Annotated in this window: 13 protein-coding genes; 8 read left to right on the top strand and 5 right to left on the bottom strand. The window is 51.4% G+C overall.

The window, feature by feature from the left end; all coding sequences use genetic code 11:
* Positions 1-176: 176 nt before the first annotated feature.
* From ACQ4M4_RS00150 to fabF, 7 genes are all read left to right on the top strand, one after another.
* Positions 177-1,307, top strand: coding sequence for a septal ring lytic transglycosylase RlpA family protein (locus tag ACQ4M4_RS00150; protein ID WP_430682408.1), 1,131 nt, complete (start codon positions 177-179; stop codon positions 1,305-1,307).
* Positions 1,308-1,374: 67 nt separating this feature from the next.
* Positions 1,375-3,078, top strand: a complete 1,704-nt coding sequence (gene groL, locus ACQ4M4_RS00145) for a chaperonin GroEL (RefSeq protein WP_430682407.1) — start codon at positions 1,375-1,377, stop codon at positions 3,076-3,078.
* 240 nt (positions 3,079-3,318) lie between these two features.
* Positions 3,319-4,515, top strand: coding sequence for a magnesium/cobalt transporter CorA (corA, locus tag ACQ4M4_RS00140; RefSeq protein ID WP_430682406.1), 1,197 nt, complete (start codon positions 3,319-3,321; stop codon positions 4,513-4,515).
* A 203-nt stretch (positions 4,516-4,718) separates the two neighbouring features.
* The gene (locus ACQ4M4_RS00135) at positions 4,719-5,231 is read left to right on the top strand and encodes an adenine phosphoribosyltransferase (RefSeq protein ID WP_430682405.1); all 513 of its coding nucleotides are present in this window, start codon (positions 4,719-4,721) and stop codon (positions 5,229-5,231) included.
* Positions 5,232-5,328: 97 nt separating this feature from the next.
* Positions 5,329-6,393: an ABC transporter permease gene (locus ACQ4M4_RS00130; RefSeq protein WP_430682404.1), complete on the top strand. Its 1,065-nt coding sequence runs from the start codon at positions 5,329-5,331 to the stop codon at positions 6,391-6,393.
* A 231-nt stretch (positions 6,394-6,624) separates the two neighbouring features.
* Positions 6,625-6,870 carry an acyl carrier protein gene (acpP, locus tag ACQ4M4_RS00125; RefSeq protein ID WP_430682402.1) on the top strand — a complete coding sequence of 82 codons (246 nt, stop codon included), beginning with the start codon at positions 6,625-6,627 and terminating at the stop codon, positions 6,868-6,870.
* 185 nt (positions 6,871-7,055) lie between these two features.
* Entirely contained in the window at positions 7,056-8,315 is a 1,260-nt protein-coding gene (gene fabF, locus ACQ4M4_RS00120) for a beta-ketoacyl-ACP synthase II (protein ID WP_430682401.1), read from the top strand.
* Between the two features lie 314 nt (positions 8,316-8,629).
* Here the strand turns inward: fabF and ACQ4M4_RS00115 are convergent, their stop codons facing one another.
* The 5 genes from ACQ4M4_RS00115 to ACQ4M4_RS00095 all read right to left on the bottom strand — a co-directional run bounded on the left by ACQ4M4_RS00115 (position 8,630) and on the right by ACQ4M4_RS00095 (position 13,227).
* On the bottom strand, positions 8,630-9,313 hold the full coding sequence (locus ACQ4M4_RS00115) for a Crp/Fnr family transcriptional regulator (RefSeq protein ID WP_430682399.1): 684 nt from the start codon (positions 9,311-9,313) through the stop codon (positions 8,630-8,632).
* 261 nt (positions 9,314-9,574) lie between these two features.
* On the bottom strand, positions 9,575-10,549 hold the full coding sequence (locus ACQ4M4_RS00110) for a 3'(2'),5'-bisphosphate nucleotidase CysQ family protein (RefSeq protein ID WP_430682397.1): 975 nt from the start codon (positions 10,547-10,549) through the stop codon (positions 9,575-9,577).
* Positions 10,550-10,662: 113 nt separating this feature from the next.
* Complete coding sequence (locus ACQ4M4_RS00105) at positions 10,663-11,016, bottom strand: DUF1257 domain-containing protein (RefSeq protein WP_430682395.1); 354 nt, start codon at positions 11,014-11,016, stop codon at positions 10,663-10,665.
* Between the two features lie 164 nt (positions 11,017-11,180).
* Positions 11,181-12,689, bottom strand: coding sequence for a stress-responsive protein Ycf46 (locus ACQ4M4_RS00100; protein WP_430682394.1), 1,509 nt, complete (start codon positions 12,687-12,689; stop codon positions 11,181-11,183).
* 184 nt (positions 12,690-12,873) lie between these two features.
* Positions 12,874-13,227, bottom strand: coding sequence for a hypothetical protein (locus ACQ4M4_RS00095; protein ID WP_430682392.1), 354 nt, complete (start codon positions 13,225-13,227; stop codon positions 12,874-12,876).
* 166 nt (positions 13,228-13,393) lie between these two features.
* Between ACQ4M4_RS00095 and ACQ4M4_RS00090 the strand changes: the two genes are divergently transcribed.
* Positions 13,394-13,918: a hypothetical protein gene (locus ACQ4M4_RS00090; RefSeq protein ID WP_430682391.1), complete on the top strand. Its 525-nt coding sequence runs from the start codon at positions 13,394-13,396 to the stop codon at positions 13,916-13,918.
* The last annotated feature ends 1 nt before the right edge of the window (position 13,919 follow it).

Raw genomic sequence — 13,919 nt, 5'->3', positions numbered from 1 at the left:
TATTCCTCTATTCTGAAAAAATAAATTTTGATCCCCGATACATGGGGATCACCTAAAAAGGTTCATCCGAACGATGGATGAGTGTGGTCTTATCGCCGACTTAGAATTCAAAGCCTATTCACCTTCCGATATTTCTGTATCGGTGCTATCTATCGCCCCCATCAATACATCACGATATGAACTCTTTTGGCTTAGCCTGGTCTGTTGTTTATCTGGGCAGCTTCTTATCTACACATTCACCTCTGGCGCATCTACCCTCAGCCGCATCGGTTGACACGTGGGAATCTCGAATTTCTAGCCCAACGCTGATGCAACCTGCTGCGGTCTGGCAAGTTCGGCGAGATTCGGCTGCACCCCATTTGCTGACCCAGCTAGAAGGGTTAATTGTGCGTCTATCGCCTTGGGCTCAGCAGCGGCGCTCGTCGTTTACTCCACCTGTGGTGATGGTGGTTCAGGCTCGGCCTGACTCTGGTGCAGATTCAGAAGCGGTTAAGGATGGCCCGATCAAGAGCTTGCTTCATTGCAAGGCTGAACAGAGAGCGAGGGCGTCATTTGCTCACCACTACCATGCTCCTCATTACCAGGTATGGGTGCGCGATCGCCTCATTGCAGACTTGCCTACCCAGGCTGAGGCCAACCAAATGGCCCAAAGTATTCGCCAAGTGGTCCAATCTGCTGATTTTGATCCTTCAACGCTGCGACCGGCTCGGGTGCGTGGGTTGGCTGCGATGCGTGCTGAGAACGAGATCTTGTTTGTGGTGAATCGGCACTTGGCTCGGCACTATCAGCGCAGTGGAGACGTGATTGCCATTGATTGGGTCAATAATTTGCGCCGAGCCTTAGGAGCCTCTGCTCTGTCATTGGTGCAAGGGCAAGCTCAACTGGATAACTTGGTCGCGAGCGATTTCACCTTTGAGGGAAAGGCCTCTTGGTATGGCCCCTACTTTCATCGTCGGCTTTCGGCGAATGGGGAGCGGTTTGACCAGCACGCACTAACGGCAGCTCACAAAACGCTACCGTTCAATACTTATCTAAAAGTTACGAATCTCAAGAATCAGCGGTCTGTGGTGGTGCGCATTAATGATCGTGGGCCTTATGTGGGGGATCGTTCGCTCGATTTATCCTTAACGGCGGCGCGATGCATTGGCGGCGAAACGGCTGGCTTGGTGACGTACAGAGCGGAGGTTATGTCTCTGGGATCTCCTTCCAGTGAGGCATTGGTGGCAACGACGCAGCTCTTCCGTCCGTTACGATCGCTGAGTACGGCTCGTGTGGCGGGTCAGGTTTTCCCCTGGTCGGATCGATGAGTTGATTAGCAATCGTCTACGGAGAGTGCTAAATTCTGGAAGGAGAACTCTGCAATTCACGTCAATAATGTCTAAGATTGTTGTTTTTGAAGAAGAATCGCGGCAAGCGTTGGAGCGGGGTGTGAATGCGATCGCCAACGCAATCCGCATCACGCTTGGCCCACGGGGTCGTAACGTTGTTCTCGAAAAGAAATTCGGCATCCCCGAAATTGTGAACGACGGCATTAGCATTGCCAAAGAAATTGAGCTTGAAGATCCGCTAGAGAATACGGGCGCTCAGCTGATTCGTGAAGTCGCATCCAAAACCAAGGATCTGGCTGGAGATGGCACCACCACTGCAACGGTGCTGGCTCAAGCCATGATTCATGAAGGGCTGAAGAACGTGGCGGCAGGTACCAATCCGGTCAGTCTGCGTCGTGGCATCGAAAAAACAGTGGCCAAGCTGCTGGATGAAATTCAGGCGATCGCCAAGCCTGTGACCGGAAATGCGATCGCTCAAGTTGCGACCGTTGCTTCTGGCAACGACGCCGAAACTGGAGCCATGATTGCCGATGCAATGGACAAAGTGGGGAACGATGGTGTCATCACCGTTGAGGAATCCAAATCCATTGCTACAGAGCTGGAAATCGTTGAGGGCTTGCACTTTGACCGGGGCTACATTTCGCCCTACTTTGTCACCGATGCCGAGCGCATGATTTGCGAGCTGGAGAATGTGCTGATTCTGCTGACCGACAAAAAGATCGGTTCTGTCGCGGAGCTGGTGCCGTTGCTCGAAAAAATTGCGCGATCGGGCCAGCCGTTGCTCATCATCGCTGAAGATCTGGAAGGCGAAGCACTCGCGGCTTTGGTGGTCAACCGTTTACGCGGCGTGCTGAATGTCGTTGCTGTGAAGGCTCCTAGCTTTGCCCAGCGGCGCAAAGAAGTGATGCAAGACATTGCTGTAGTAACCGACGGTCAGCTCATTTCGGAAGAAATTGGCTTAAGCCTGGAAGCTGCCACGCTGGACATGTTGGGCAATGCCCGTAAGGTCACCATTACAAAAGACACCACCATCATCGTGGCGGATGCAGCGGACAAAGTGGCTGTGGAAAAGCGGATTGCTCAATTGCGGCAACAACTGGCAGAAACAGACTCGGAATACGATACTGAAAAGCTACAAGAGCGCATTGCGAAGCTAACGGGCGGTGTTGCGGTGATCAAAGTAGGAGCCGCAACCGAAACCGAACTGAAAGATCGCAAACTTCGCATTGAAGACGCCTTGAATGCCACTAAGGCCGCCGTTGCTGAAGGGATTGTGCCGGGTGGCGGCATTACCCTGTTGCATTTGGGCCAACGGATTCAGGATTTTGTGACCAGCCTGAGCGACGATGAGCAAATCGGGGCCAAGATTGTGCTGAAGGCAATTGAAGCTCCGTTACGCCAAATTGCGGACAATGCGGGTGCTGAAGGGGATGTGATCGTTGAGAAGGCTCGCGATCTGGACTTTAACGTTGGCTACAACGCCCTCAACGGTCAATTTGAAGACCTCGTAGCGGCTGGGATTGTTGACCCTGCTAAGGTGGTGCGTTCGGCATTGCAAGATGCTGCTTCGGTTGCTGGCATGGTGCTCACGACAGAAGTGCTCATTGTCGAAAAGCCTGAACCCCAACCCGTTGGTGGTGCTGCTGGCGGCATGGATCCCATGGGTGGCATGGGCGGTATGGGTGGTATGGGCGGTATGGGTGGTATGGGTATGGGCGGTATGGGTATGGGTGGTATGGGCATGATGTAAGCCTTTGCCTGCTGTGCTGATCTCACAACCATGAACCCATCTCACCGATTGATGGGCTGTAGGCCTTCTCTGGTGGCGTCTTTATCTCGACGCTGCTGCAGAGAGGGTCTCTTTGTTGGCCGCTTCCGTCTCGGTAATCTGGCGATCGCACCTCTTGTCTAGATGGGGACATATTGCTAGTTAAGGCTGTCTAGATGGGCTGAGGTTAGGATAGGGTACAGCGTTGTGAGAGCGATCGCCATGGTTTTGAAATCCTTCTCTTTTCCCTCTCGGCACGGGTACACCGTCTTCAAACGAGGTCGTCATCCCATGCCTGCAGATGATGGCAGCGACAAGGACAGCACCTCCCTGGACTACTCCTACAGTGAACCCGGAGCCATGCCAGGCACGCTCGACATTGAAGACGACGCGCCCCCTCCGATCATTGACCTCATTGATTATTCCGATACGCTGGCGCTGCGCCAAGTGATGCAAACTCCTGAGGACTGTGCACACTACCTGGATACCGAATCCATCTCTTGGGTCGATGTGCGCGGGCTGGGCAGCGAAGATATTTTGCAGCGGTTGGGGCAGGTATTCAACCTGCATCCCCTGGTGTTGGAAGACGTTGTGAATGTGCCCCAGCGGCCCAAATACGAAGAGTACACAGGCCAAGTCTTATTCATTGCTCGGATGGTAACCCCGGTTGAAAGTGGCCAGGGCTTTTATAGCGAGCAGGTGAGCTTCATTTTGGGAAAGCACTATCTACTCACGGTACAAGAGGAGCCTGAGTATGACTGCTTTGGGCCGGTGCGGGAGCGCATTCGGCAAGGAAAGGGAAATATGCGCAAAAAACATGCAGATTATTTGGCCTATTGCCTAATTGACGCGATCATCGACGGGTTCTTTCCGGTACTAGAAGCTTATGGGGAAGCCCTGGAAGAGCTGGAAGATGAGGTTGTGGCAAAGCCCGATCGCTATACACTCGAAAAAATTCACAGTTTGAAGCGGGAACTGTTGACCTTGCGCCGCACCATTTGGCCCCAGCGAGATGCGATCAATACGCTCATTCGTGACAGCAGTGATTTAATTAGCGATGAGGTGCGCGTGTACCTGCGAGACTGCTATGACCACGCTGTGCAAGTGCTGGATATGGTGGAAACCTACCGAGAAGTTGCCTCCAGTTTGATGGATGTTTACCTGTCATCGGTGAGCAATCGCATGAATGAGGTGATGAAATTTCTGACTGTGGTGTCGTCCATTTTCATCCCGTTAACATTTATTGCCGGGGTGTATGGTATGAACTTTAATCCGGATTCGTCGCCATTGAATATGCCGGAGCTGGAATGGTTTTGGGGTTATCCGCTTTGCTTGCTGGTCATGGGATCGATCGCCCTTGGGCTCATTCTCTATTTTCGTAAACAGGGCTGGTTCGAGAATTTTTCTGGGGTGGAGTAGCGATCTTGCTGACTTAGGGAATGCAAAAATTCTTTCCTATAGCGATAGTGATGCAAGCGGTCTTGTGACGGCAGGTACGAGGAACTGGCGATCGCACGTTGCCCCCCACTTAAGAAACCGAGAGTCGGGTGATACCATGACTAGGGTCGGGTTCACCCAACGGTCACTCCTGCCCTTATCCACTCTCAAGCCTGCAATCTGGTATGGATATCAAAGCCCTCATTCGCGACATTCCCGACTTTCCTCAGCCTGGAATTGTGTTTCGGGATATTACCACCCTGTTACGAGATGCCGAGGGCCTACGATACACCATCGACGCCTTAGCCGAGCAGTGTCGCAACTTGTCAGTCGATTATGTTGTGGGTATGGAGTCGCGTGGCTTTATTTTTGGTGCACCCCTTGCCTACGCCATGAATGCGGGCTTTATTCCGGTACGCAAGCCAGGAAAACTGCCAGCTGCGGTTCATACGGTGGAATATGAGCTAGAGTATGGCACCGATCGCCTTGAAATTCACCGTGATGCTGCCGTGCCACCCAGTCGAGTTCTCATTGTGGATGATGTGATTGCCACGGGTGGCACGGCGGCGGCCACTGCTAGCCTGATTCAGCAAATGGGCTGCGAGCTTGCCGGATTTGGCTTCATTATTGAGCTAACGTTTTTGGATGGGCGCAGCAAACTGCCCGATGCCCCCATTGTTTCGTTGGTGGAGTATTAAGGACCTGTTTTGACGTGATTCACACGTCTAATCCCAACGTCTAAAATAAAGGGCAAGCGGTGCGATCGCCGTTCTATCCCTCCCTAGTTAGTGCCCTATGACTTCTACCCCTGCCGCCTCTCCAGAACCGCGATTTCAAGCGCTACGCGAGGGCATGAGCCGCTTGTTCACCAGTGAAGTCTTGGTCTATGTTGGCAAGCGGTTGCTACAAGGGGCATTGACGCTACTGCTCGCTTCCGCTCTCAGCTTCTTTATCATTCAGCTGGCTCCAGGAAACTACCTCGACACTCTGCGGCAAGATCCGCGCATTACCCCAGATACCCTCGAAGCATTTCAGCGGCAGTTTGGCCTAGACAAGCCTGCATGGCAGCAATATTTGCTGTGGCTGCGTAACATTGTGACTCGAGGTGACTTTGGGGTGAGCTTTATTTACTCACAGCGATCGGTGGCGTCGCTCATTTGGGAACGAATTCCAGCAACCCTATTGCTGTCTGTGACGTCCATTGTGGTGACCTGGGCGATCGCCATTCCCCTTGGCATCCTGGGAGCCGTCAAGCAGGACAAATCCATTGACCGCATTGTTCGCGTACTCAGCTATATTGGCCAAGGGTTTCCCACGCTCATTACCGGGTTGCTGCTGCTGTTTCTGGCTCAGCTCCTCTCGCCACTGTTTCCGGTTGGTGGCATGACCAGCATCAACTATCAAGACCTGACCCCACTCGGCAAATTGCTCGATATTGCTTGGCACATGATTTTGCCCACCATTGCTCTTAGCATTACAGGCTTTGCAGGCCTCCAGCGCATCACCCGAGGGCAACTCCTCGATGTGCTCCGGCAGGACTACATTCAAACGGCACGGGCCAAAGGATTGCCCGAAAATCGAGTCATCTATGTTCACGCCCTGCGAAATGCCGTCAACCCTCTCATCACCCTGCTGGGATTTGAGTTCGCCAACCTGCTAAGCGGCTCCTTCATTACCGAAAACTTCTTCAACTGGCCAGGACTGGGCCGCCTAATTCTTCAGGCAGTAACCGCACAGGATCTTTACCTGGTCATGGCTAGCCTCATGATGGGAGCCGTACTGCTCATTGTTGGGAACCTGCTGGCAGACCTGTTGCTCAAAGTGGTTGATCCCCGAATTAAGCTAACAGACATAAACTAGTAAAGCAGCACCAAGCCATAAGATTTACCCGGTTTACTGCAAACAGCCCAACGAAGCGTACCGCATCCTGGTACGATCGAAACGGTTTCGCAACAGAGTAATATGGAGTAATGCCCAATTTCTGAACAGATTCTACGCATCCTGTTTTCAGGCGCAGTAGAATCCTGAGGCATTGAGCACTTACACATGGTTACTCTACTTCGTCATCGAATTTGAGTAGGAAGAAAACATATGGGCCAAGATGAGATTTTTCAAAAAGTTCAGAAGATCGTATCTGAGCAGCTAAGCGTAGATGAAAGCGAAGTGACCCCTGAATCCAACTTCGCCAATGACTTAGGTGCAGATTCCCTGGACACTGTGGAATTGGTCATGGCTCTAGAAGAAGAATTCGATATCGAAATTCCTGATGAAGCCGCCGAATCCATTGCGACCGTTCAGGCTGCAGTGGACTACATCAAGCAAAAATCTGCTGCCTAGCTCGACTTTTGAAAAGCCAGATATGGGATACAGCACAGGTTTGATTCGCGATTTTGTCGCTTGGCTAACTGAGCCCACCGCAAAAGCCTGCTGAATTAAGCATCATGTGTTGTTCCCTGTCTGATTTTTAAGAAGAATTGCGTTTCGCGGGTATGGGTTAATTTGCCCTTTTTTAAGCTGTTGTCATGACGAACTCTGATTCTGCATTGAAGCGTGTTGTCGTTACTGGATTGGGAGCGATCACCCCGATTGGTAACACACTGGCTGATTATTGGGATGGATTGCTGGCCGGACGGAACGGTATCGGGCCAATCACTCTATTTGACGCATCGCGCCACGGTTGTCAAATTGCGGGTGAGGTCAAGGGTTTTGATCCTCAGGACTACATGGATCGCAAAGATGCAAAGCGGATGGATCGCTTTGCTCAGTTTGGCGTTGCTGCCAGTAAGCAGGCGCTTGCCGATGCCGGCTTTGTCATTAACGACTTAAATGCAGAGCAGGTGGGGATCGTCATTGGGACTGGCATTGGTGGTCTCAAGGTGATGGAAGAGCAGCAAGAGGTCTACCTGAATCGTGGTCCCGATCGCTGTAGCCCGTTCATGGTGCCCATGATGATTGCCAACATGGCCGCTGGGTTGACTGCGATTCACACGGGAGCAAAAGGACCTAACAATTGTACGGTTACGGCATGTGCAGCGGGTTCTAATGCGATTGGTGATGCCTTCCGGTTAGTGCAGCGTGGCTATGCCCAAGCCATGATTTGTGGAGGCACTGAGGCTGCAGTGACGCCACTTTCTTTTGCTGGATTTGTGGCTTGTCGTGCCATGTCCAGTCGGAATAATGATCCGCTGCATGCTTCGCGTCCCTTTGATCGCGATCGCGACGGTTTTGTGATGGGTGAAGGGGCTGGTATCCTCATTCTGGAAGAACTAGAGCACGCATTAAGCCGGGGTGCAAAGATCTACGCTGAGATTGTGGGATATGGCATGACGTGCGATGCCTATCACATGACATCTCCCGTTCCCGGTGGTGAAGGGGCTGCCCGGGCCATTCAGCTTGCGATGAAGGATGCTGGGATTCGTCCCGAAGAGGTGAGCTACATTAATGCCCACGGCACCAGCACACCCGCTAATGACCCAACCGAAACGGCTGCAATTAAAACCGCACTGGGTGGGCATGCTTACAAAACGGCAATTAGTTCCACAAAGTCTATGACGGGGCACCTTCTTGGTGGCTCGGGTGGGATTGAAGCGGTTGCGACAGCGATGGCTGTGGCAAACGATGCTGTGCCTCCGACCATTAATCTGCAAAATCCAGATGAAGGTTGTGACTTGGACTATGTGCCAAATCAAAGCCGGAAGCAGTCAGTTGAGGTTGCGCTTTCCAACTCGTTTGGGTTTGGCGGTCACAACGTTACGTTGGCGTTCCGCAAGTATTGCAGCTAGTCGTGCGACTAGTTGTTTGGCTTGAGTGCGCAAACCGATCGCTGTAGTTGTGGGTTAACGCTAGTTTCGGTTGAGAGCACTTCAGCTTATCTATAACTCATGTTGGGTTACAGCAAGAGTGATAAATCAAGTTGAAACCCACAAAAATAAAACAGGCTGCCAAGTCAGGTGGCCTGTTTTATTTTTGTGGGTAGCGTGCGGGTTTGAGATTGCTCACTGCTATGGCGATCGCCCACTTGGTTGTCCAAACACCGTCAGCCCATCGAGTGCAACAAAAGCCCAGCAAATTGTTGGCTGGTTACGCGATTGAATTGCTATACGCGGCCAGCAAGGTGTGCCAACTGGCGCAAATTGACCAAGTGAATGACTTGGTTTGCTGGATCGATACGAATCCAAGCTTTGCTATCCAGCTTCTCCATGATTTTGGTCGCTTCTTCTGGCGTAATATCTGACACATCGGCCAAATCTTTCATGGGAATATTGAAGATCTCGATGGATTGAGCCTTGCGCTGCCCATAGGATTCGGCAAGGGTGACCAAGGTGTTGGCCAACTTAATCGCAGGAGGCTGACGGCGTAATTGAAACCGAAAGTTCGTTTGCCGTAGCCGCCGCACCATCAGTTGCAGCATGCGGTGATGGAGCTGCGAATCTTTGAACAGGGTTTGAATAAAACGCTGAGCAGAAATGCTGAAGAGTTTGACAGATGACAGGGCAACCACGTCTGTTGAGCGGGGAGATTCGTCGAGAATGGCCATCTCACCAAAGAAGTCGCCTTTGCCTAAGACTGCAAGGGTAACCACTGACTCCCCAGCGTGGCGGCGAACTTTGACCCATCCTGATTCGATGAAATAGACGGCGTTGCCCCAAGCGTCTTCCATGAGGACAGCACGCCCAGTTGGGTATTCATGCTCGACAGCAATGGACATGAGCCATTCCAGCGTCTCAGGACTGGCGGAGTTAAAAAGCGGAAATAGTTCGCTAAAAGCTATGGTTTGCATGAAGAACGCCGTGGTGGAAGAAACTAAAGCGTCCTAACCTAAGCAACCTCATGAAGACCAGTTATGACAGATAGGCTAGGCGTGGCTTTTGAGGAAGAAAAAAGAAACCAATGAAATTCGACACTGAGCTAACTAGTTTAAGAATACCCAGTTTATTGAAGAAATCCTTCAAACAACAGCCGATCTTGATCCCAGCGTACGTTCTTAACTGGCTGCAGCGTGAGCTTGAAATCATGGTTGAGGTGATATTTACTCACCATATCATGGGAGCGAAGAATTCGGCTTGGATGTTGTTTCATGATTCAGCACGCTGGAAATTGCGGTTTGCAACGGCGATCGCAAGGTCTCTAAAGCATGCGGCCAGCCAATGAGGATGGGTTGGTGATGGGTCAAGGTTGCAAGATCAACTCCTGTTGAGGTGAATTGAATGGGATTCCCCGCCAAATCGCAACAGACCAGACCCGCAGCATCGGCCAACGCCAAAGGCCCTACAGTATCCCAGAGCTTAACGCGGCGGTTGAGGTAAACATACATGGCGGCGCGACCTTGAATAATTTCCAGGACTTTAAGCCCGAAACTACCAATATTGGCGAATTGAACATTCGGAATGTGTTCAGCAATCGCCCGACCAAAGCGTCGCTGATCTTGTCCACCCATTAGCAGGGTGGATTCATGCTCGCTGGCATAGGGGGTAGGAAGTAGCGGTTGGGGTTCCTGCCGAGCCGTTGCCTGCCAAAGCCCCCAGTTTGGCCCGCCAAAACATAAGCGATCGCCCACCGGGGCATAGACCCATCCGGCGCACGGTCGAGTTGCTTCCAACACGCCCAACATAATTGAGTAGTATGGGGTGCCTTGAATAAAATCTTCAGTTCCATCCAACGGGTCAATTGCCCATATCCGCGACGATGGCTGTTGAAACCGTTGGAATGATTGGGGAGCCTCTTCAGAAATAATCTGATCTGAAGGAAATAAGCTGGCGATCGCCTCCGATAGCCGAGCATCTAACGCCCGATCCACATCGGTCACATAGTCGTGTTTTCCCTTTTCGTACACCTGAAATTTTTGAGCAACCATGGTGTGAATTTGTTGTCCACAATCGCTTAAAAGAAGTTGGATTGCTCGTAAATCTTTAGGGGAATACATGGCGATCGCTCGTAATGGCAACTGAACAAATTGAAGGAGATCTGCGGTCAACCACTGCAAATCTCCTTCAACTTCATAACATGGACTTCTCAAAATCAAGCGCTCCACTAGTACGGCGATCGCTCTTGGCTACACCCATAAAAGTCCATAGAAAACGGGTTAACCCCGAGGAGGTTAACCCGCCTAATTGGGAACGCTCAGAAGAACTACTTTTGTAGAACCAGCTTAACGTTTGCATTTTGTAGACCAGGGCGCTTCACTTCGGCCAGGGTCTTGTTCACAGCGTACTTTTGGTTGATGGAGTTGATGAGCTCGGTCTGATTGTGCTTCTTAGCAACGCCCCAGAGGTCAGCAATCAGGTCGAAGGAGCCATCAGCATTGCGAGACCAACCCAGATCATACTCACCGTCGAGAACAGCAACGATGTCAGAGCGAACGCGCTGACCGTTGTAGCCGCGTACATCGGCTTCGGTCTTTACGGTAATGCCCAGGTCACGCAGAGAAGACTTGAGGATCTCAGCATCAGTGATCTTGGTCCGCAGAGTGCTAAAGTGAGACATTTCGGATTTCCTCCTGTAGAGAAACTGAGAGAAACGACAACGTTTGGGAATTAAAGCACCGCTCGGTTCAACCTTTGGAGGGCAAACAGCAACGGCTCGGGTCTCTTAAGCTGCTAGCTTGGGGCTAGCCTTTCCGCTTGTTGGGAAGCAAGCGAGAAAGTCTGTTAAAACTCCAATCGCTGATATTCAGCGACGGAGGCGGCGGCAGGTCTGGCGCGCTGTCTGGCCCAGTCTCGCAGGGCAGTAACCTGCTCGCTCATCGTCTTGGAGAGAGGAAGAGTTGCCTTGATCGCAGCGATAATATCGAGCTGCGTAAACTCTCGGTCTTGAGCGAAGGCTTCGTACATTGCGGCAATAATACCTTGCTCAATCTCTGCTCCAGAAAATCCTTCACAAATACTCACCAGTTGATCCAAGTCAAAGCGGCTGATATCGCTCCGACGCTTGGTCAAGTGGATATTAAAGATCTCCCGACGCTCTTGGGCGTTGGGCAAATCTACAAAGAAGATTTCGTCAAATCGGCCTTTTCTAAGGAACTCTCCAGGAAGCCGCTCTACTCGGTTTGCAGTTGCCATCACAAATACAGGTGAGGTCTTTTCCTGCATCCATGTCAAGAAGGAACCAAAAATCCGACTTGAGGTACCACCATCAGAATCAGCCGAACCAGCGCTGCCAGCAAAGGCTTTGTCAATTTCGTCAATAAACAGGATAGCAGGGGAGATAGACTCGGCTGTTTTCAATGCGTTACGCAAGTTCGCTTCCGATCGCCCAACCATAGAACCGTCATAAACACGCCCCATGTCTAGGCGGAGAAGCGGCAATCCCCACAGCCGCGAGGTGGTTTTGGCAATTAGCGATTTACCGCAACCAGGAACTCCAAGAATCAGCATGCCCTTGGGTTGAGGGAGCCCGTACTCACGAGCACGCTCTGTAAATGCATTAGAACGCTGGTGTAACCAATGCTTTAGTTCTTCTAGGCCACCAATAGAATCGATTGTCTCGTCTTCCTCAATGAACTCTAGAATGCCATTACGACGGATAAGCTGTTTCTTCTCGGATAAAACGATGTCTACTTCAGCTTCGGTTAAACGGTTCGTTGTGACATGGGCCTTACGGTAGACTTTTTCGGCTTCGTCACGGGTTAAACCGAGAGCGGCTTTTAGCAGCTTTTCACGGGTTTCTGTAGTAATTCGGCGGCTGCGAGTTACTTCTAACTGCTGGGTGAGTACTTCATCCAACTCGGTCATATTGGGCAGCGGAAAGTCGAGAACAATGACTTCTTTTTCAAGCTCGATGGGAATGTTTTGAACGGGAGACATCAAAACAATCGCCTTTTGGGTATCTTTGAAGCCTGCGATCGCATCCCGTAACCATCGAGTGACGGCTGGAGAATCAATAAAGGGATGCAAATCCTTGAAAACAAAGATACCGGGCTCCCGTTGGCGAATCACCCACTCAATGGCTGCTTCCGGAGAAACCGTATTGTGCTGGGTAACATTGCGGGGTTGGCCGAATTCCACAATGCCATGGGTAACAGTCCATACAAAAATTCGGCGCTGTGGTTTGATCTGTGCAATGGCTGCGATCGCCTGTTCTGCCCGCTCTTCCTCAGAAGTGACAAGGTAGATCAGAGGATATTGCGCTTGAACGAGTATGCTTAATTCCTCTCTCATGATCCTTATAGTCCAATTAGAGACGGTACAGGCCAGGAATGCGTGAGGCAACTAGCGATTCACTAGGGATTTAATCAAGAGCCTTGCATCCAGATTGAAGCGGCTTTTGGAGCTTGAGTCTGCTAAAGACGTCACGATATGGAGGTCACTTTGCGACGATTGCAAGACACGTAAGCTGGCAATGTTAGCAAGGGACTAGCTCCTCTTCGCCCTGATGCCAGTTGGAACCAGGAGCAGTGCTAGCGACGCCACTCACCAACTCTTCGTCATCCAGTAAAATGGCGGCTTGCTGGGCCAGAGGCTTCAGTTCACCATCTCGGATGATGTAGGAGCTTTCACATCCCGGACAGGCATAAACTTGATGGTTGTGTCCTTGGGATGCCTGTACTTCTTCAACAACATCAGGGTGCGAAAGATAAAACCAGATCGCTTTTTCTGCCAGTGCCGACATCGGCTCTGATTCAACTGCTGCTGAAATCTTTAGCTTGCGATGCAGTTCGGGTGGGAGGTACAGGGTGACTTTTTGCTTATCTTGCATAGAACGGTTACACAATGAATACCCGGGTATGTTTGATCAGATTAGTCGGCCTGCTTGGGGCTGTCAAGACGGTTTGACGGTTTGACGGTAATATTGTTGCATTTGTTTACAAAAGCCGGAAGGCTTCATGCTTAAGGCATAGAGCCTATCTACGGGAGGTGGTAGTGTGGCTTGGATCGGGCGTCGGAGATGGATGCGCTGGGGACTGGCTATCGCTTTGATGGGGTTTCTGGTGGCCTGTTCGCAGGCTGATTCAACCCTGTCGCGGCGGTGGTTGATCTATCGCAACGAGCGCTATCGCTTTGAGTTTCCCTACCCGGAGCGCTGGCAGGCTGCACCTCTAGTGGCCAACCAGGATGGCCAACTGTTTTTTGACCCGGAGCAATCGGAGGTGAAGATTACGGGTTGGGCAAGTCAGTCATCGGTGGGGATGGAGTGGGGCACGGTAGCTGGAGTGCCAAATTTTGTGACAGAACAAGGATTGCCGGGGTACATGCAGTTGGAAGTGGGCGCTAATGTGAGCACCATGACGGTAACTTGGGTTCCCAATCAGGTTGTGTATCGTTGGCAAGGGCGATCGCCCAGTGACCAGTTTGATGACTATTTCAAATTCTTTTACTACGTTGCGAGCCAGTTTCGAGTGGCAGACGAAGAACTAACCAAAGCGCAGATGGCACCCAAAGCGCAATAAA

The organism is Leptolyngbya sp. AN02str, assembly GCF_050565595.1.
Classification (GTDB): Bacteria; Cyanobacteriota; Cyanobacteriia; order Elainellales; family Elainellaceae; genus Kaiparowitsia.
This window is presented reverse-complemented; position numbering and strand designations above follow the sequence as displayed.